Origin of the sequence: Thalassospira sp. MIT1004 (assembly GCF_001858545.1) — a bacterium.
GTDB classification, from domain to species: domain Bacteria; phylum Pseudomonadota; class Alphaproteobacteria; order Rhodospirillales; family Thalassospiraceae; genus Thalassospira; species Thalassospira xiamenensis.
The window spans coordinates 73,897-91,953 of sequence record NZ_MCAO01000002.1 but is presented as its reverse complement, the minus strand read 5'-3'; the positions used below and the strand labels follow the sequence as shown (position 1 = coordinate 91,953).

19 protein-coding genes are annotated in these 18,057 nt (G+C 55.9%); 10 read left to right on the top strand and 9 right to left on the bottom strand.

All coding sequences use genetic code 11. The annotated features are described in order from the left end of the window. Positions 1 to 42: 42 nt before the first annotated feature. The gene (ubiA, locus tag BC440_RS01155; protein ID WP_007091206.1) at positions 43 to 981 is read right to left on the bottom strand and encodes a 4-hydroxybenzoate octaprenyltransferase; all 939 of its coding nucleotides are present in this window, start codon (positions 979 to 981) and stop codon (positions 43 to 45) included. Positions 982 to 1,043: 62 nt separating this feature from the next. Here ubiA and BC440_RS01150 point away from each other — a divergent pair, with 62 nt between their 5' ends. The 3 genes from BC440_RS01150 to BC440_RS01140 all read left to right on the top strand — a co-directional run bounded on the left by BC440_RS01150 (position 1,044) and on the right by BC440_RS01140 (position 3,599). After that, positions 1,044 to 1,844, top strand: a complete 801-nt coding sequence (locus tag BC440_RS01150) for a 16S rRNA (uracil(1498)-N(3))-methyltransferase (protein ID WP_071239438.1) — start codon at positions 1,044 to 1,046, stop codon at positions 1,842 to 1,844. 11 nt (positions 1,845 to 1,855) lie between these two features. After that, positions 1,856 to 3,226, top strand: coding sequence for a glutamate--cysteine ligase (locus BC440_RS01145; RefSeq protein ID WP_071239437.1), 1,371 nt, complete (start codon positions 1,856 to 1,858; stop codon positions 3,224 to 3,226). 70 nt (positions 3,227 to 3,296) lie between these two features. Next, entirely contained in the window at positions 3,297 to 3,599 is a 303-nt protein-coding gene (locus tag BC440_RS01140) for a chorismate mutase (protein WP_037991166.1), read from the top strand. 17 nt (positions 3,600 to 3,616) lie between these two features. On the opposite strand, the gene glpD is transcribed toward BC440_RS01140, so the two are convergent. The 5 genes from glpD to phnD all read right to left on the bottom strand — a co-directional run bounded on the left by glpD (position 3,617) and on the right by phnD (position 8,595). After that, a complete protein-coding gene (glpD, locus tag BC440_RS01135) occupies positions 3,617 to 5,131 on the bottom strand; it encodes a glycerol-3-phosphate dehydrogenase (RefSeq protein WP_071239436.1) in 1,515 nt (504 codons plus the stop codon). Between the two features lies 1 nt (position 5,132). After that, positions 5,133 to 5,957: a phosphonate ABC transporter, permease protein PhnE gene (phnE, locus tag BC440_RS01130; RefSeq protein WP_062958579.1), complete on the bottom strand. Its 825-nt coding sequence runs from the start codon at positions 5,955 to 5,957 to the stop codon at positions 5,133 to 5,135. Continuing rightward, a complete protein-coding gene (gene phnE / locus BC440_RS01125) occupies positions 5,951 to 6,763 on the bottom strand; it encodes a phosphonate ABC transporter, permease protein PhnE (RefSeq protein WP_063093293.1) in 813 nt (270 codons plus the stop codon). The genes phnE (BC440_RS01130) and phnE (BC440_RS01125) overlap by 7 nt, the downstream gene beginning before the upstream one ends. Beyond that, the gene (gene phnC, locus BC440_RS01120) at positions 6,760 to 7,557 is read right to left on the bottom strand and encodes a phosphonate ABC transporter ATP-binding protein (protein WP_071239435.1); all 798 of its coding nucleotides are present in this window, start codon (positions 7,555 to 7,557) and stop codon (positions 6,760 to 6,762) included. Before phnC ends, phnE (BC440_RS01125) begins: the two co-directional genes overlap by 4 nt. Before the next feature lie 69 nt (positions 7,558 to 7,626). Then, complete coding sequence (phnD, locus tag BC440_RS01115; protein WP_247643516.1) at positions 7,627 to 8,595, bottom strand: phosphate/phosphite/phosphonate ABC transporter substrate-binding protein; 969 nt, start codon at positions 8,593 to 8,595, stop codon at positions 7,627 to 7,629. A 234-nt stretch (positions 8,596 to 8,829) separates the two neighbouring features. On the opposite strand from phnD, the gene BC440_RS01110 reads away from it, so the two are divergent. Both BC440_RS01110 and fumC read left to right on the top strand, forming a co-directional pair. Next, on the top strand, positions 8,830 to 9,642 hold the full coding sequence (locus tag BC440_RS01110; protein WP_083379288.1) for a DeoR/GlpR family DNA-binding transcription regulator: 813 nt from the start codon (positions 8,830 to 8,832) through the stop codon (positions 9,640 to 9,642). 151 nt (positions 9,643 to 9,793) lie between these two features. Then, on the top strand, positions 9,794 to 11,185 hold the full coding sequence (gene fumC / locus BC440_RS01105; RefSeq protein ID WP_083379287.1) for a class II fumarate hydratase: 1,392 nt from the start codon (positions 9,794 to 9,796) through the stop codon (positions 11,183 to 11,185). 49 nt (positions 11,186 to 11,234) lie between these two features. Here the strand turns inward: fumC and BC440_RS01100 are convergent, their stop codons facing one another. After that, complete coding sequence (locus tag BC440_RS01100) at positions 11,235 to 11,708, bottom strand: DUF2867 domain-containing protein (RefSeq protein WP_175484452.1); 474 nt, start codon at positions 11,706 to 11,708, stop codon at positions 11,235 to 11,237. A gap of 120 nt (positions 11,709 to 11,828) precedes the next feature. Between BC440_RS01100 and BC440_RS01095 the strand changes: the two genes are divergently transcribed. The 3 genes from BC440_RS01095 to BC440_RS01085 all read left to right on the top strand — a co-directional run bounded on the left by BC440_RS01095 (position 11,829) and on the right by BC440_RS01085 (position 13,511). Then, positions 11,829 to 12,302 (top strand): DUF2946 family protein, encoded by a 474-nt coding sequence (locus BC440_RS01095; protein ID WP_083379285.1) that lies wholly within the window; start codon positions 11,829 to 11,831, stop codon positions 12,300 to 12,302. A 76-nt stretch (positions 12,303 to 12,378) separates the two neighbouring features. Then, positions 12,379 to 12,885, top strand: coding sequence for a copper chaperone PCu(A)C (locus BC440_RS01090; RefSeq protein ID WP_247643515.1), 507 nt, complete (start codon positions 12,379 to 12,381; stop codon positions 12,883 to 12,885). Positions 12,886 to 13,007: 122 nt separating this feature from the next. After that, complete coding sequence (locus tag BC440_RS01085) at positions 13,008 to 13,511, top strand: cupin domain-containing protein (RefSeq protein WP_037991160.1); 504 nt, start codon at positions 13,008 to 13,010, stop codon at positions 13,509 to 13,511. Positions 13,512 to 13,576: 65 nt separating this feature from the next. Here the strand turns inward: BC440_RS01085 and BC440_RS01080 are convergent, their stop codons facing one another. After that, on the bottom strand, positions 13,577 to 15,478 hold the full coding sequence (locus BC440_RS01080) for an FAD-dependent oxidoreductase (protein WP_071239430.1): 1,902 nt from the start codon (positions 15,476 to 15,478) through the stop codon (positions 13,577 to 13,579). A gap of 240 nt (positions 15,479 to 15,718) precedes the next feature. Here BC440_RS01080 and BC440_RS01075 point away from each other — a divergent pair, with 240 nt between their 5' ends. Beyond that, the gene (locus tag BC440_RS01075; protein ID WP_071239429.1) at positions 15,719 to 16,366 is read left to right on the top strand and encodes a LysE family translocator; all 648 of its coding nucleotides are present in this window, start codon (positions 15,719 to 15,721) and stop codon (positions 16,364 to 16,366) included. 35 nt (positions 16,367 to 16,401) lie between these two features. On the opposite strand, the gene BC440_RS01070 is transcribed toward BC440_RS01075, so the two are convergent. Next, positions 16,402 to 16,947 carry a TetR/AcrR family transcriptional regulator gene (locus tag BC440_RS01070; RefSeq protein WP_007091190.1) on the bottom strand — a complete coding sequence of 182 codons (546 nt, stop codon included), beginning with the start codon at positions 16,945 to 16,947 and terminating at the stop codon, positions 16,402 to 16,404. Between the two features lie 74 nt (positions 16,948 to 17,021). Between BC440_RS01070 and BC440_RS01065 the strand changes: the two genes are divergently transcribed. Then, positions 17,022 to 18,056, top strand: a complete 1,035-nt coding sequence (locus BC440_RS01065) for an NADP-dependent oxidoreductase (RefSeq protein ID WP_247643514.1) — start codon at positions 17,022 to 17,024, stop codon at positions 18,054 to 18,056. Position 18,057: the final 1 nt, after the last annotated feature.

Below are 18,057 nucleotides of genomic sequence, written 5' to 3'. Positions count from 1 at the left end.
TGGTGCAGATGAAGGATGGATCAGCCCGTATGCGGGCCTAAACTAAAGCCCGGTTCCCACCAGATTGGCAATGATGATGGCAGCCAGCACCATCAAACCGAAATCACGGTTTGATTTAAACCGTTTCAGGCAGTTCGCGGAATCATCAAGTTTGACCGTGGCAACCTGCCACGCCAGATGCAAACACGCCAGCGCCAGAAGTGGGAAGTAAATCCAGTGCAACCCGGCCAGCACACCCGAAACACCCAGCAAAAGGGTGGTTACGGTATAAAACCCCATCGCCCATCGCGGTGTTGCATCGCCAAGCCGAAGCGCCAGTGACTTTACCCCGATCTTGATATCGTCATCCTTGTCCTGATGGGCATAAATGGTGTCGTAACCAAGCGTCCAGAAGAAGCCCGCAACATACATCGCAACCGCCGCCGGTGCGACAGTTCCGGTGACCGCGGCCCAGCCGACAAGCGCCCCCCAGTTGAATGTCAGCCCCAAAACCGCCTGCGGCCAATAGGTAATGCGCTTCATGAACGGATAGGTAATGACAAGCGGCAGGGAACAGATACCGACAATGATCGCCTCGATCCGGAATTGCACCAGCACAGCAAGCCCGATCAGAAGCAAAAGACCCAGAAACGCGATTGCCTGCCATACCTTGACCTGACCGCTGGGGATCGGCCGGGTTGCCGTGCGTTCGACCTTGCCGTCAAAATTCCGATCCGCCAGATCGTTGACCACGCAACCGGCCCCGCGCATGATCAATGCACCAATGGCAAAATAAACCATCATCAACAGGCTGGGCGCGCCGTCACTTGCCATGGCGGTTGACCACCAGCAAGGCAGAAGCAGAAGCCATGTGCCAATCGGACGGTCAAGTCGTGCCAGCTTAAGATACGGGCGGCTGGCCAACGGCGCGAACCGGTCGATCCAGCCATCAGACGGCATATCGTTCTTCGTGTTCTGTATCGGTTGGTTGACCTGTGACATAATTGGCCTATGTAACTCTTTAACAAACTGAACTTCGCCGCATAACCGGCTTGGGGACATATATGACAGATGACGCCACCCGCGCCCGGCAACGCCTTTTCGTTTCCGATCCTATCACGCCGGGATGCGAGATCGAACTCGCACCTGAACAGTCTCATTACCTTGAACATGTGATGCGCCTCAAGCCCGGAACGCCAATCAAGATATTTAATGGTCTTGATGGCGAATGGCTGGCGACCATCGACCACCTTCGCAAAAAGAAGGGCACCTTGACTGCCGAACGGCAATTACGTGACCAGATTGTCGAACGCGGCCCGATCCTGGCTTTTGCCCCGATCAAAAAGCAGCGCCTTGATTTTCTGATCGAAAAGTCGGTCGAAATGGGTGTTGGCACCCTGCAACCGATTGTCACCGCACATGGCATTACCGACAAGGTCCGCCTTGATCGTTTGCAGGCCCAGATGATCGAGGCCGCCGAGCAATGCGAACGCCTCAGCGTGCCGGAAATTGCCCCACCGGTAAAATTGCTTGATTGGCTCGCGGACTGGCCGGAAAACCGGCATTTGCTGTTCTGTGACGAGACGGGATCGGGCTCACCAATTGGTGAAGTGTTAAGTCAGCTATTGGCAAAGGGCGCTGGCTCGGCTATCGACAACGACAATGTTGTTAACCATGCAATCGTGATTGGACCCGAAGGCGGCTTTAGCGCCGACGAAATTGAACGCATCCGCAAACAGCCTTTTGCAACGCCTGTAAGCCTTGGTCCGCGTATCTTGCGGGCCGAAACTGCGGCAATTGCTGCTTTGTCCGTGTTTCAGGATCGCATCGGCGACTGGTCGATACCTCCGGTCACGAGAGATTAGGGGAAGCCCTTATGACTGTCAGCGCCTCCACCGGCGACAGCCCGGTCATCGAAAGCCGTCGTCAGCTTGTCGAATGGTTCGAGTCCGGATGTACACCGAAAAAAGACTGGGCCATCGGCACAGAACACGAAAAATTCGCCTTTACCCGTAACGATCTTCGCCCGATCCCTTACGAAGGGGAACGGGGGGTAAAGACCCTTCTGACACAGCTTGCCGAACGCTTTGATTGGGAGCCGATCATTGAAAACGGCAATGTGATTGCGCTAACCAAGGATAATTGTTCCGTCTCCCTTGAACCGGGCGGGCAGATCGAATTGTCCGGTGCGCCGCTTAAAAATATTCACCAGACCTGTGGCGAAGTGCATCAGCATCTTCATGAAATCCGCGAAATCTGCGGTGATCTTGATATCGAAATGCTCGGTGTTGGCCATCAGCCGAAATGGGAACGCAAGGATATCCCGTGGATGCCCAAGGGCCGCTACGCGATCATGCGCGACTATATGCCCAAGGTCGGCAATCTTGGTCTGGACATGATGCTTCGGACCTCGACCATTCAGGTCAATCTGGATTTCGCCTCCGAAGCCGACATGATCAAGAAATTCAGAACGTCGCTGGCGCTTCAGCCGGTTGCGACCGCGCTGTTTGCCGCATCCCCGTTCGTGGATGGCAAACCAAGCGGCTATCTGTCTTCGCGATCCCACGTCTGGACCGATACCGACCCGGACCGTTGCGGCATGCTGCCCTTCGTGTTCGAAGACGGTTTCGGGTTCGAGCGCTATGTCGATTACATGCTCGATGTGCCGATGTATTTCGTTTATCGCGATGGCAAATACATCAATGCCGCAGGCAAATCGTTCCGCGATTTCATGGCCGGAAAGCTTGACGTTCTGCCCGGTGAACGCCCGACGATGAATGACTGGTCCGATCACATGACGACCGCCTTCCCCGAAGTACGCCTCAAGAAATTCCTTGAAATGCGCGGTGCGGATGGTGGCCCGTGGAAACGCATCTGCGCCCTTCCGGCCCTGTGGGTTGGTCTGTTGTATGATGACGCGGCGCTGGATGCCGCATGGGATTTGGTCAAGGATCTCAGCCATGCCGAACGCGAAGCCCTTCGCGATGATGTGCCGCGTACCGCCCTTGCCACGAAGTTCAGGAACGGCACCGTTCAGGACCTCGCCAAGGATGTGCTGGCCGTCTCCAAACAGGGGCTTAAGGCACGTGGTCGCATGGATGCCTATGGCGACGATGAAAGCCATTTCCTCGACAGCCTCGAAGACGTTGCCGAAAGCGGCCGTACCCTGGCCGAGGAATTCCTCGATAAATATGAAACCGAATGGAACGGATCGGTTGATCCGCTGTTCCGGGAATATGCCTATTAGACATTGTGAAATGGCGGTGAATAATTACCGCCATTTTTCACTTTTCGTGAATAATGAAAGTTCTGCCGTGATGACGACCAAAGCCAACCCTTGCGAAACCATGTCCGATGTACGTGCGAATGTGGACCGGGTGGACAGGCTTCTGGTGGCGCTGATGGCGGAACGGTTGAACTATATCGAACAGGCCGCGCGGATCAAACCGACCCGCGATGCCGTGCGTGACGAAGACCGGATCGAGGATGTGATCACCAAGGTCCGTGCCCAGTGCCGCATCGATGGCTTTGACGAAGACATGGCCGAACGGATGTGGCGGGCGATGATGGAAGATTTCATCGCCCACGAGTTCGTCAAATGGGATGATCTGCGCAAGTAACCGGGTGCCGGTTTTTCTTACTGTGCGGCAAGTTGATCCGCGCTGTTTGCAAACCAGTCCCGAACCGCGTTGATATCGCTTTCTTCCATGCCAAGGCCAAGCTTTGTCCGCCGCCAAAGAACATCCTCGGCGGACCTCGCCCATTCCTGTGTCATCAGGAACCGTAGCTCTGCCTCAAACAGGTTGGGCGCAATTTCCATACCCAGATCACCAATCGCCTTTGCATCTGGCGCAATGTCAAACAGCCGCGTGCCATAACAGCGCGCCCAGCGACGGGTGATCTGTTCAGGCAGCCAGTCGAACTTTGTCCTGACACTGGTCAGGAACCGTTCGAAATTGCCATCGGCCATATCCCCGCCCGGCAGAACCGATGTCGCGGTCCAGTCCGATGCATCATTGCCCAGAACCGGACAAAGCTTTTGCAGGGCATGTTCGGCCAAGCGGCGATAGGTGGTAATTTTCCCGCCATAGATCGACAGGATCGCCGGTGCATTGCCGTCCCCGGTATCCAGATCAAACACATAATCACGGGTCACCGCCGATGCATTGCTGTTCTTGTCATCATAAAGCGGCCGGACACCGGCGTAATCCCAAACGATATCGGCCCGCGTTAATGGCATGGCCAGATAACCATTGACCAACTCAAGCAGGTAATCGATTTCACCGTCGCTGATCTTCACATCGGCCGGATCGCCGTCATAGGGCACATCGGTTGTCCCGATCAGGGTGTAGTCCTGCTGATAGGGGATGGCAAAGGCAATGCGGCCGTCCCCGTTCTGGAAGATATAGCAATGATCATGCGGGTGAATGCGCGGCACGACAAAATGGCTGCCTTTTACAAGGCGTAACCCCGCGGCCTTGTCGCCAAGCCCGGCACGGTTGACCATTTCGGTCACCCATGGACCTGCGGCATTGACCACGGCCCGTGCCGAAACGCTGGTTTCTTTGCCGTCTTCGGATTGCAGTGTCGCGGTCCAGCCATCCGTTCCGCGCACAAGGGCGGCACAGCGCGTCCGGGTTTTGATCACCGCCCCGCGTGCCTGCGCATCAAGGGCGTTTAAAACCACAAGCCTGGCATCATCGACCCAGCAATCGGAATAGGAAAAGCCGCTGGTGAACTGGTCCAGAAGCGGTTTGCCTTCGGCCGTGCCGTTCAAGGATAGCGCACGGGACCCCGGCAGGCGTTTGCGCTTTGCCAGATGGTCATAAAGAAACAACCCGGCCCGCAGCATCCATTTGGGCCGAAGGCCTTTGTGGTGCGGCAGGACGAAGGTCAGTGGCCAGATGATATGCGGGGCGGCCGCAAGCAGAACTTCGCGTTCCTGCAAGGCTTCGCGCACCAGCCGGAATTCGTAATGTTCAAGATACCGCAAACCGCCATGGATCAGTTTGGTCGAGGATGAAGACGTGGCCGAGGCAAGATCGCGCTGTTCGACCAGAAGGACGGACAGGCCACGACCGGCGGCATCACGGGCAATACCCGCACCATTGATGCCGCCGCCTACGACCAGAAGGTCGTAATGTTCAGACACGTCAGATCACCTTTTTGCGAAGCCAGGCCGCCAGAGCCTCGCCCACGATCACAAGACCGATGATCGCCAGAAGAATGGTGGCAACCGTCTGCCAGGCAAAGGTGTCAATTGCGCCTTGCAGGACAATACCGATCCCGCCGGCACCAACCAGACCCAGAACCGTACTTTCACGCAGATTGATGTCCCAGCGCAGGATCGAAACCGCAAAGAAAGTCGGCATGACCTGTGGCACAACCCCGTAAATCAGGATTTTGAACCGCGATGCACCGACGGATTCAAGCGCCTCGATCGGGGCCCGGTCGATTTCCTCGATCGCCTCGCCCAGCAATTTGCCGATAAAGCCGATTGACCGGAAAATAATCGCCAGAATACCGGCCATCACGCCGGGGCCGAAAATCGCCACAAACAGCAGCGCCCAGATGATGGTATTGACCGACCGCGACGACACCAGAATGAACCGGCCAATCCAAAGCGTCAGCTTGTTGGGCGTGGTGTTCTGCGCCGCAATAAGGGCAATCGGCAATGAAAGGAATACCGCAAAAAACGTTGCAATCGTCGCAATATTGACGGTTTCCAGCAACGTGATGGCGATCATTTCCCAATCATTAAGGGATGGCGGATACATGCGCGAAAAAAGATCGCCCATCTGTTTCGGGGCATCCCAAAGCCACGGCCAGATGATGTTGATCGTCGAAAGCGACCAGACCGTTGCCAGAACCACGCCGCCATACATGGCAAAGCGCAGCCAGCGTTGTTTGGGGGTATAGCGTGACCATTCGCGTTCGGCGATGGCGTCCGGCCCGGTGTTTTGTGTTGTCGTTACCATATGTTCCTCCGGATCCGGCCGCTTATGGCTTCGCTGATCAGGATGACGCCGATAATGCAAAGCGTGATCGCAAGCGCGAAGTCATAGTCATAGCGCCGAAACGCATTCATCAGGGTCGATCCGATCCCGCCCGCACCCACAATGCCGACCACGGCAGATGCACGCAGATTGCTGTCAAGCTGATAGATCGAAAGACCGATCTGGCGGGGCATGATTTGCGGGATCACGGCGTAAAGCATGGTGATGAATGTCCCGCCCCCGGCCGCCCGGATAGCTTCAACCTGGCCCCAGTCGATTTCCTCGATCCGTTCGGCCAGCATTTTGGCAACGAAACCGATGGAATAGATCGTCAGGGTCAGAATCCCCGCCAGCGGACCAAAACCGACCGCCTTGACGAACAGGATGGCAACGATCACCGGATGGAAACTGCGCGCGATAATGATCGTGGCACGCCCGATGTTATAAAGCCATTTGGGTGCAATATTGGATGCGGCGGCAAAGGCAATCGGCACGCTCAGCATCACACCGGCAAGGGTTGCAACGATGGCGATCTTGATGCTTTCAAGAAAACCCTGCAACACCAGTTCACCCCGGATCATGTCCGGCGGGAAAGCGCCCTTGAAAATGCGGATGGCGCGCGGAATGCCTTCCTGAATACGTTCCCAGTTAAACGGCAGGCTGGTGACCGCCCACACGACATAGGCCAATACGCCAAGAATGATCGCCCAGCGTATCGCCGGATTGGCGATAAAGGGCGGCTTTTTCCAAGTGCGATGGCCCGTTGTTTTTTCAACGGAGCTGGTCATTGCGATACCACCTCGCGCAGGGTTTCCGCATCACCGGTTTCGCCGCGTTCTTCTGCGGGAACCCCGGCATAGATTTCATCCATGGCATCCTGGGTAAGGTCGGTCGGAACGCTGTCAAAGATGATGCGACCAAACCGCATGCCGACGATGCGCTGGGTATATTCCTTGGCCTCGGTGACATTGTGGATATTGATCAGAACCGGCAGGTGCAGCTCGGATGCAAGCGCACGCAGCAATTCCATGATCTGTCGGGATGTTTTGGGGTCAAGCGACGCCGTCGGTTCATCGGCCAGCAGAATTTCAGGTTCCTGCATCAGGGCACGAACGACGCCGACGCGCTGGCGTTCGCCACCCGATAATTCATCGGCGCGTTTGTTGGCATAATGGGCAATGCCGACACGTTCCATCAATTGAAACGCACGATCAATGTCGCTTTGGGGGAAATTGCGCGTCATGGCACGCCAGGTCGGGACATATCCCAACCGTCCCGACAGAACATTTTCCATCACCGTCAAACGGTTGATCAGGTTAAAACCCTGAAAAATCATGCCGATACGACGACGTGCCAGACGCAACTCGCCACCCGACAAAGTCGTCAGTTCGGTGCCGTTAAGGTCAATCGAGCCCGATGTCGGTTCGACCAGGCGGTTAATGCAGCGCAAAAGCGTGCTTTTACCAGCGCCCGATGCCCCAATGATGGCAACGACGCTTTCGCCGGGAACCTCAAGGTTCAGGTCCTTGAGAACGGCCTCATCCTTGCCATAGCGTTTGACCAGATCTTTGATACGCAGCATCACGATACCTTGAAAAAAGACTACCGGGACCGAAAATCGATCCCGGCAGAAGCAGTTTGAAAGAAGGGATTACTTCAGGTTGTCCGGGGTGTATTTCACACCGTTGGCAGCCTGGATTTCACGAATAACGTCCCAGTCTTTCTGATAGGTGACAGGTACGAATTTCGACACGCCTTTGAACTCTTCGCCAAGGGCGGTGCCCTTCATGTCGAAGGTAAAGAAGGCTTCCTTGATCTTTTCGATCAGTTCCGGCTTCAGGTTATAGGCATAGTTGAACGAAGTGGTCGGGAAAGGCTTGCTTTCGTAGATGATTTTGACGTCAGCCGGATCGTACAGATCGCGCTGGGCCATACGTTCAACCACTTCGGATGCGACCGGGGCTGCGTCATAGTCACCGGCAACAACGCCCAGCATCGACTGGTCGTGCGAACCGGAATAGACGACTTCGTAATCCTGTTCCGGGACGATGCCCTGACCGGGCAGAAGGGCGCGCGGTGCAAGGTTGCCCGAGTTCGAGGTCGGAGACGTATGGGCGACGCGTTTGCCCTTAAGATCGGCAAGCGAATTGATGCCGCTGTCAACGCGGGTATAAAGCTGCAAGGTATAGCCAAAACGACCGTCATCGCCACCCATCAGGGCAAACGGAACCGCACCGGCAAGGTTAACCGCAAACGGGGTCGGCCCGGTCGAGAAACCGGCAACATGCAGACGGCCGCTGCGCATGGCTTCTACTTCGGCGGAATTCGACTGAACCGCAAAGAAGTGAACATCCTTGCCGGTTACTTTTTTAAGATGTTCAAGGAACGGCTCCCAGATATCGGCGTAAACCGCCGGGTCTTCGACCGGGGTATAGGCAAATACGAGGGTGTCGGGATCAACCTGCTGATCGGCAGCCGGTGCATCGGCGACCAGATCGCCATCCATGTCGCAATACATCTGGTCAAGATCGCCGCGTGCGATGCAATCATCGGCCGCATATGCCTGGGTGCTGCCAAAGCTCATCATGCCGATGGCGGCAAGCACCGTAGAAACTTTCAAAAAGTCTGTTTTTTTCGCATGTGAAAACATGTGACCGAACCTTTCTTCCCTGTAAACGCTGGTAAAGCGCCATTTTTAATGTGGTTTTGTTGGTTTTATTGTTGCTTTTATCAACATTATAGAAGGTCAAAAAGTTGGAAAAGCAACACAAAACTGTAACAAATGGTTACAAAGATTGCTGATAACCTTGCCGGAATGGGGTGCGATCAAAGGTATTCAGCGGGGAGAGCGTCTTTGCGTATCGGAAAAAAAGAACGTCAGCAGCGCATTCTTCAGGAGCTGCAAATCCATCCGCATGTGAGAGTTGCCACATTGGCGGAGCGATTCGATGTGGCAACTGAAACAATTCGTCGTGATCTTGATGCGCTAAGCGAAAATGGCCTGATCAAGCGCGAATTTGGCGGCGCATCGGCACAGCCAATGGGCCATCAACCCGATCTGGCCCAGCGACAGATGACCGCGGTTGCCGGGTTCGAACGGATCGGCATCATGGCCGGAACCATGATCCGGCCGGGTGACGTGATTATGATCGATGCCGGGTCCACCGTCAGTCAGCTTGCCCCCTATATGGCCCAGAATCCCGGCGCATTGCGGCGCACGGTTCTGACCAATTGCTACGCGGTTGTGCATGGCATGGGCGAACAGGCGGTGATTGATGATGTCATCATGTGTCCGGGGCAGTTCGATCCACGTGAAAATGCGGTTTACGGCAATGATACCGTCGAATTCCTGCGCCGTTTCCACGCCAACAAGGCCTTTATCGGGGCATCGGGTGTTGCATGGCAGGGGTTCAGTGACGTTAACCGTCGCGCGGTTGCGGTCAAGCGCGCCATGATGGAACGGTCCGATGAAACCTGGCTGATGGTCGATCACACCAAGTTCGATCAGCGTTACCTTGAAAACATCGCACCGCTCGAAGCCCTGACCGGGGTGATCACCGATCGTTTGCCGCCTGAAAAACTGCTATCCCATCTTGATCGCATCGGCCTTCAGATTGTCGCATGGCAGGACAATGTTTCCGCAGATCAGGGGGCAATCGTCGGCTGATATTTTATCGCTGGCGATAAAACTGCATTTTTTCAACATAGTGACTTTGCGCGAAAGATCATTTGCGCCCATATTCGGGAACGGCAAAAGATAATTGCCAGCCGGGTTCCCGCCCCGGTCAGTATGTTTTCTGACACGGAGGATTTCTATCGTGACCAATCCAGTGACCACCCGCACCGAACAGGACACCATGGGCAGCATCGATGTGCCCGCGGACCGGTATTGGGGGGCGCAGACCCAGCGATCAAAACAGAATTTCCGCATTGGCGGCGAACGGATGCCCGATGCGCTGATCCGGGCGTTCGGGATCCAGAAACTGGCCGCCGCACGCGCCAATGCCGCCCTTGGCAATCTGGATGCCAACCTTGCCGAGGCAATCGAGGCCGCCGCGCGCGAAGTCGCCGATGGCAAGCTTCTTGATCACTTCCCCCTTGTCGTCTGGCAGACCGGCAGTGGCACGCAGACTAACATGAATGCCAACGAGGTCATCGCCAACCGTGCGTGCGAAATCCTTGGCAAGCCGATGGGCAAACGCGACCCGGTTCATCCCAACGATCATGTCAATCGCGGCCAGTCTTCCAATGACAGTTTCCCCGCCGCCATGCATATCGCCGCCGTGGTCGAGATCGAGGAAAACCTGAAACCGGCGCTTGCCCATTTGCGAAGTGCCCTGGATGCCAAGGTCAAGGCCTTCGCCGATATCGTCAAAATCGGCCGCACCCATATGCAGGATGCGGTACCCCTGACGCTGGGGCAGGAATTTTCGGGCTATGCCGCCCAGATCGCCCTTGGCCTTGATCGGATTGATGATGCACTGGTCCGGCTTCGCAAACTGGCACAGGGTGGGACCGCCCTTGGCACAGGCCTTAATGCGCCAAAGGGTTTTGATGTCGAATTTGCCAAACAGGTTTCGACGATCACCGGGCTTAAATTCGAAACGGCGGCGAACAAGTTCGAAGCCCTTGCCGCCCATGATGCCTGTGTCGAGATGTCGGGTGTTCTGAACGTGCTGGCGACGTCGCTGATGAAGATCGGCAATGATATCCGTCTGCTGGGTTCCGGTCCGCGTTGCGGGCTTGGTGAACTGGTGCTGCCCGCGAACGAGCCGGGATCATCAATCATGCCGGGCAAGGTCAACCCGACCCAGGCCGAAGCCCTGACCATGGTTTGTGCTCAGGTTATCGGCAACCATGTTGCGGTCACGGTCGGCGGTTCGAACGGTCATCTGGATCTGAACGTGTTCAAACCGGTGATCATTTATAACCTGCTGCAATCGATCCGCCTGATTGCCGATGCCTCGGTCAGCTTTGCCGATAACTGCATCGTCGGCCTTGAAGCCGATCAGGAAAAAATCGATCACTATGTCGAACAAAGCCTGATGCTGGTGACCGCCCTGGCACCCCATATCGGTTACGACAATGCCGCCGCCGTCGCCAAAAAGGCGCACAAGGATCGCAGCAGCCTTAAGGAAGCAACCATTGCGCTCGGCTTCCTTGACGGGGCGAAGTTCGATGAACTGGTTCGCGCACGCGATATGATCTGATGTGATGGGATGATGCGGGCCGGTTTTGACCGGCCCGTTCTTTATCCGCCTATCGGGATGCGAACGCCCCGTTCAGCATCGCGGGCACAATCGCCTTATGAAACGGCATGATGGTGCCAAGATACATCCGACCCAGCATGTTGTGCCGCCGGATCAGGGTGGTTGACCGGATCACCGTTTGCCCGCACTGGAATTTTTCGACCTCTACCGTCAAACGAAAATCCAGATGCCGGTCATCCATGCCCAGCACGATGAAATCGTCCCCGCGCTCGATCACCGGGAAAAGGCCGATGACATCGGCATCCGGTTCAGCCCCGGTTTTAAGGCCCAGTGGCCGGACCATCGCATTGCGCAGTGCCAGCAGATACCCCATCCAGACCGGCCTGCCATCCATGATCTTTTGCGCGGCCTGTTCGGGCGTGATGTCGGGATCGTCAATCGTAATGGCAAAACTGTCCGCCCAATCGGCGTCGATCATCGCAGGATGGGGCAGGGATATCGGAACAGCCATTGCGTAAGGCAAAAACGTATCCTTTCGATCAGCCTGGGTCAGCTTTTTCGGCGATGATCGTGCTCCAACTGTCATTCTGCGGCAATGATTTATGTCATTGTCGCGGGGGGTAAATTCGGGCATACCCAATCCATGCTTATTCGCACCAGACCGATGCTGTCACATACGAAAATCCGGGCCGCTGGCAACATCCTGCGCGTCTGGATGTTGGCATGCGTCATCCTGATGACCGGGGTGACGCAATCGGGTTTCGTAAGCGCGATGTTTGGCGGTGCCAATGGCAATGGGGTAACCGCCATTACCGGGGCAAATGCCGCCCCGGGTGGGGATGTGATTTTCATCTGCACGGCGGATGGTGTGCGCGCGGTATCGTTTGGCGATGCCGGACCCAATGCCACATCGCAAAATTCCGGCGGGCATTCTGCCGGTCATGGTTTCTGTTCGCTCTGTGCGTCCCATCATGGGGCGATGGCAAATCTGGATGTGCCGTTTGGCGCACCGGTTTCGATCATCCATGATGCCGAATATGTGCAAGCCCGCCTGCTTGCCGCCACGATCACATTGCCGCGCACGCGCTATTCCCGCGCGCCACCGCTTTCCATCTGATTTCCCGATACACCCGAAATCAAATCACCGGTGTGATGCAACCAATCCACACCGGATCAGGATGGAAACAAAGATCATGAAAAAACTGTTTGCTGTTGTCGCGACCCTTGCCGGTCTGTTTGCTGCCACTCAATCGTTCGCGGCTGATATCGAAATCAAGGATGCCTGGGCCAAGGCGTCGCTTGGCAAGGTGCCAAATGGTGCAGCCTTCCTGACGGTGGAAAATACCGGCATGGCGGATCGCATTGTCGGGGTGAAATCCGATCTGGCCGACAAAACCGAACTGCACACGCATATCATGGAAAACAACGTCATGAAGATGCGCCCGGTCGAAGGCGGGATCGATGTGCCGATGCATGGCGAAGTCCTGTTCAAACCGGGCAGCTATCACGTCATGCTGATCGGCCTGCACAAGCCGCTGGTCGAAGGTGAAAAAATCGACGTGACCCTGACCTTTGAAAAGGCGGGCGACGTGCCGGTGACCATTGATGTGATGGATACCATGTCCAAAGGCCCGCATGGTGATGCCGGGATGGATCACGGCAACATGAAAATGGGCGATCAGGAACACAAGGGCCACTAGGCCGCGATTTCACTGATCGATCAATCCACCGATACAGAAAATACCAGGGGGGACGGTTTGCACCGTTCCCCTTTTTTGTCATGATGGTCGGCCATTATCCACCCCATGCAGGGAAGTGCGCCATGTCCCGCGATATCACCATCGACCAATTGATCGAAAAACTCGGCCTGCAACCTCATCCCGAAGGCGGCTTTTACGCAGAAACATTCCGGGCGCTGGAAACCTGCAATCCGGGCAACCGGTATCTTGGCGTGCGATCAACGGGGACCGCGATCTATTACCTGCTGACGCCTGATACCTTTTCGGGCATGCATATCCTGACCAGTGACGAGATTTTCCATCATTACCTTGGCGATCCGGTCGAACAGCTGCAACTTTATGCCGATGGCAGCCACCGGCTGGTTGAAATCGGCAATGACCTGCTGGCGGGGCAGAAACCGCAAATGATCGTGCCGAAAAATGTCTGGCAGGGCGCGCGCCTGAAACAAGGTGGCAAATTTGCCCTTCTGGGCTGTACGGTGGCACCCGGTTTTGACTTCGCCGATTTCGCCATGGGCAAGCGGGCCGACCTGTCGTCGAAATGGCCAGCGGCGGCAACGATGATTGCCGCCTTGACGCGCGACTGATCGGTATTTCCCGCAGGATCAAAAAGGCTGCATTTTTCAATACAGCCTTTTGGGTCGATGTTGATTTATTCGCTTCCGGCAAAGCATGCGCTGGTGGCGAAGGTGTTGTTGGTCGGGTCAATTGTGCGTGCGATGGCATTGATTGCACAATAAGCTGATGAAACCGATCCTTCCTGCCAGCCGGGCAGGTAGCTCCAGGTATCGCCAGCGCAATAGAACCGGCTGTTTTTGTCAAAGGTCGTGATCTGTTTGTAGACAGCCGGTGTTTCTGTTGCCGTATCGGATGCCCAGCCGCCGACCTGATGGGGCATATATTGCCAGGCAATTGACATGCCGTGATCAACTTTATCCGCGTTGCCCGGATGCAGAAGCGCCATTCCCTTGCGTGCGGTGTCTAGACGTTGCTGATTGTTTTGCCGGGCATAATCTGCGGCTCTTTCACCGCGGTTATAGGCACCGGTCAGGATGCCGGTATGGGCGGTGAAATCTTCGGACGGATACCAGATTTGCCCGATATCATCTGTGGTCCAGGAAATGCCGCCGTAAATCTCGTCTTCGGTTTCCCAGAAACGCTCGGCACCCTGCCAGCCAACCTTGATGGCCGGGGTCCACAAATCCGGTGTTGCATCTCCCCATTTTCCGGTTGCGGAGAATGCGTCAAGCCCGGCAATAAATTCCCTTGGCGCGGATGAATAATTAAGAACTTTCTTCAAAAGGGACGGGGCGACTGTCGAAATACAGTAATCGAACTTGCGGCTTTCGATGCGTGCCAGATCCGCCTGAAAGATTTTGAATGTCACCGTGACGGACTGGTTTTCAACATGGATATTTAGTGCAGGTGTGTGCAGAGACACCAGATCACCGACCCGCGTGTCACTCCGGGCATTTTTGCGATAGCTGTAGATCAGGTTATTGAGTGCGCTGCTCGGGACTTTTTGCAATAGCAATTGCTGCCATATTCGATCCATGCCGCCGACCGGTTGCATCAATGTGGGTTGCCAGTCGATGTTAAACCCGTTGAACAGGAAGGAACCGGGCGACAGTTCGGGGTTGGCGTTGGAATCCCCGATGAACTGGGATTTCAGAATATCTTCAAGTCCGATTTTGTCGCGAAATTTTCCGCCGTCGCGCCAGCCACCTGGTATTTTATCGTAACCACCCCGTGCGGTTCCATCAAAACCGCCGACGGAACTCAGATCACCAAACAGGCGATACAGGTTTTCAAGCTGTTCTTTTTCGACAGAGGACAATGCTCTGCCCTGCAATTTGCATCCTTCCTGAATGGCGGTGTACATCATTTCCGCCATTTCACCATAAAGGTTGTAGGTTACCTGCCCCATCGGAACGGGCTTGCCGTTGTTATAGGTTGCGCTTTGCATTAGGTTGGACATCGACTGGAAAATATAGGTTTCCAGGTCAACGCCGATTTCCTGGCACAAGGCGATCAGATTGATGTGGTTTGATGGTATTCGACCGGGGCCCGCATTCAGGAATAGCTCAACCGGATTTCCCCGATAATCGTTCTGCGCCCATTTATCATCCATGAAGGCACATGTTTGCAGGGCATTTGCCGGGCTGTCATGGCGTTCCTGATACTGCGAAACATACATGTTGGAAAACAGACTGGTTTCCGGATACTGGCTGAACCACCAACGCCGGTATTTATCGTCGTGCGGACGGGCTGTCAGGCTGCGACCGCCATAACGACCATCGGCTTCAAGTACGGCAACCTCGAAACCTGCATTGGCCAGCCGGTAGGCGGCTGTCAAACCCGCAACACCGGCACCGATGATTGCAACCGATTTTCCCTTGCCAAAGTCCGGTGCCAGATCGGGCATTGTCGTTTGATAGGCCGCCTGGGCGGCACGAAACCCCGTCAGCAACGATGGCATGGCATAGGCACCAGCCAAGGCTGTCATACCACGTAAAATTGCACGGCGTGAGAAGGTCTGTTTTGATCCCGACATCGTTTTTCCCCTTGTTTCAACGCTGGGATCATTTGACTTCAGAAAGGTATTAATTGGAACTTATTACTAAGAGTAGTTCACTCTCTGATTGAATAGGTTTGTGCCTCCGGGCCACCGGAATTTCCTGCGGTTGGCAGCTTTATTATTTTAAGGCCGTGATCTGGCCATATGGTTTCTTGACGCGCGACTGAATTTCGGGCGCAATCAGCCGGTCACCCATTTTTCACAGGACTTCCCGAAATGCAGCTTGATACATGGTTGCTGTTTTCCGGCGCGGCCTTGGCGCTTTCGATGGCCCCCGGACCGAATAATCTGCTCGCGATGTTCAATGGCGCGCGTCACGGCGTTGCGTCGGCCGCCATTGGCGGGGCTGGACGTCTGCTGGCTTTTGCCCTGATGATCGTTGTGACGGCCATGGGGCTTGGCGTGGTGCTTGCCGCCAGCGAAACCGCCTTCATGATCATCAAGTGGGGTGGGGCGGTTTATCTGGTTTATCTTGGCCTCAAAAGCTGGCGAACCAAAGTTGCCGAGCCGGAGGTTCCCGGTGATAGCGTCGGTTTTGTCGCCCATCCCGGTGCGACGTCACTGGCCCGGACGGAATTCCTGACGGCAATCGGCAATCCCAAGGCGATCCTGATCTTTACCGCCTTCTTTCCGCAATTCCTTGATCAGGCCGGTTCATATGGCCCGCAATTTGCGATCATGGGGGTGACCTTCATCGCGATGGAGGCCTGTGTCCTTCTCGGATACGGGCTTGTCGGCGGGCAGGTAAAGGGGCTGATCCGTTCCGCCCGCCACATGCGCTGGCTCAACCGCATCAGCGGCAGCCTCCTGATCGCCGCAGGGGTGCTGCTGGCGCTGACGGATCGGACGCGTAGTAGCGCCTGATCCGCGACGGTTTGCGGATGTGATGGTCCCGGCCATCACTTTTTCAGGATGGCGCTGGTGATGACATTGAACAGATGATCCGCACGTGGTGCCGATGATGGCTGATCGCCAAGCCAGGCAAGTGCACCTACCATCGCGAACAGGTCACCGCCATCGATGTCGGTGCGTGCAACGCCCTTTTCCTGCGCCCGGACAAGGAGCCTTGTCCCCGCGGCTTTCATGGTAACGCACGACGCATGAAGAGCCGACTCTTCATCCTCAATGGCGGCCACCATCGCGGCAATGACGCCGCGATAGTCGTTCGCGCACGCAACAAGATCACGTAACCACGATACCAGCGCATCATCCGGCGAACTTGCGGTTTCGCGTTCGCGCGCTGATTCTTTCAGCCCGTCAAAGCTCTCGCGCAGCAGGGTTTCAAGCAGTGCCTCGCGCGTTGGAAAATGTCGGTACAGCGTACCAAGTCCCACCCCGGCTTTGCGGGCAATGTCGCGCAAAGATGCTTCCGCACCCTGGTCTTTGACAACCTCCCGCGCGATGGCAAGCAGATGTTCGTAGTTCTTCTTTGCGTCGGCTCGCATATGTCCCTCTTGACAAGCGGAGCACTGCTCCATAAATGCGGATCAGTGCTCCGATTGTGGATAGCATATATGCGATGAAAGAAGAAGCAGTGATGCCAAAGATGATGAAGGCGGTCCGTCAGAACGCGTTCGGCGGGCCCGAGGTCATGCGCTACGAGGACGCGCCGATACCTGATCCGGGACCGGGTGAAATAAGGGTCCGGGTGCACGCGGTCGGGATTAATCCCCCCGACTGGTATCTGCGTGATGGCTACAGGATGCTTCCGCCGGAATGGCAGCCGCAAATATCCTTCCCGGTCATACTTGGAACCGACATATCAGGTGTCGTTGACACCGTTTCTGATGATGTTACCGGCTTTGCGCCAGGAGACGACGTTTACGCCATGGTTCGTTTCCCGTCGGGTCTTGCCGGGGGAAGCAGGGCCTATGCGCAATATGTGACTGTGCCTGCATCGGAAGCCGCGCCCAAGCCGGTCGGGATTGATCATGTGCATGCGGCGGGGGTACCCATGTCGCTTCTGACCGCTTGGCAGTTCCTGATTGATCTGGGACATAACGAACCAAACCCGCTTCAGTCCTCTCAGCATAAGCCGGTTGAACTTTCGGGGAAAACCGTTCTTGTGAATGGGGCTGCCGGTGGTGTTGGACATTTTGCCGTGCAGGTCGCAAAACTCAAGGGTGCCAGGGTCATCGCGGTTGCGTCTGGCAAGCACGAGGCGCTTCTGCGCGACCTAGGGGCTGACGAATTTATCGACTATACGAAAACCCCACCCGAAGACGTCGTGCGGGATATTGATCTTGTGATTGATGCCCTTGGCGGACCGACCGCCGGGCGTTTCCTGCGCACGATCAAACGGGGTGGTGCCCTTTTCCCGGTGTTCCCTCTGGGCTTTTCCAGTCACGAAGAAGCTGAAAAGCTTGGCATTACGGTATCGGCAACGCAGGTTCGCTCGAACGGCGATCAACTGGCGGAGCTTGCCGGTCTGCTGAGTGACGGCACACTTCGCGTCGTGCTCGACAGCACATACCCGCTTGCCGATGCCCGCAAGGCTCATGAACGTGCGGCCAAAGGGCACATTCAGGGCAAGATCGTGCTTGTGGTGGAATGAC

What these genes read in the sequence shown, in the direction of transcription:
- ubiA (WP_007091206.1), bottom strand. Translation starts at nt 981, where the DNA reads ATGTCACAGGTCAACCAACCGATACAGAACACGAAGAACGATATGCCG.
- BC440_RS01150 (WP_071239438.1), top strand. Translation starts at nt 1,044, where the DNA reads ATGACAGATGACGCCACCCGCGCCCGGCAACGCCTTTTCGTTTCCGAT.
- BC440_RS01145 (WP_071239437.1), top strand. Translation starts at nt 1,856, where the DNA reads ATGACTGTCAGCGCCTCCACCGGCGACAGCCCGGTCATCGAAAGCCGT.
- BC440_RS01140 (WP_037991166.1), top strand. Translation starts at nt 3,297, where the DNA reads ATGACGACCAAAGCCAACCCTTGCGAAACCATGTCCGATGTACGTGCG.
- phnE (WP_062958579.1), bottom strand. Translation starts at nt 5,957, where the DNA reads ATGGTAACGACAACACAAAACACCGGGCCGGACGCCATCGCCGAACGC.
- phnE (WP_063093293.1), bottom strand. Translation starts at nt 6,763, where the DNA reads ATGACCAGCTCCGTTGAAAAAACAACGGGCCATCGCACTTGGAAAAAG.
- phnC (WP_071239435.1), bottom strand. Translation starts at nt 7,557, where the DNA reads ATGCTGCGTATCAAAGATCTGGTCAAACGCTATGGCAAGGATGAGGCC.
- BC440_RS01095 (WP_083379285.1), top strand. Translation starts at nt 11,829, where the DNA reads ATGCTTATTCGCACCAGACCGATGCTGTCACATACGAAAATCCGGGCC.
- BC440_RS01090 (WP_247643515.1), top strand. Translation starts at nt 12,379, where the DNA reads ATGAAAAAACTGTTTGCTGTTGTCGCGACCCTTGCCGGTCTGTTTGCT.
- BC440_RS01085 (WP_037991160.1), top strand. Translation starts at nt 13,008, where the DNA reads ATGTCCCGCGATATCACCATCGACCAATTGATCGAAAAACTCGGCCTG.
- BC440_RS01080 (WP_071239430.1), bottom strand. Translation starts at nt 15,478, where the DNA reads ATGTCGGGATCAAAACAGACCTTCTCACGCCGTGCAATTTTACGTGGT.
- BC440_RS01075 (WP_071239429.1), top strand. Translation starts at nt 15,719, where the DNA reads ATGCAGCTTGATACATGGTTGCTGTTTTCCGGCGCGGCCTTGGCGCTT.
- BC440_RS01070 (WP_007091190.1), bottom strand. Translation starts at nt 16,947, where the DNA reads ATGCGAGCCGACGCAAAGAAGAACTACGAACATCTGCTTGCCATCGCG.
- BC440_RS01065 (WP_247643514.1), top strand. Translation starts at nt 17,022, where the DNA reads ATGAAAGAAGAAGCAGTGATGCCAAAGATGATGAAGGCGGTCCGTCAG.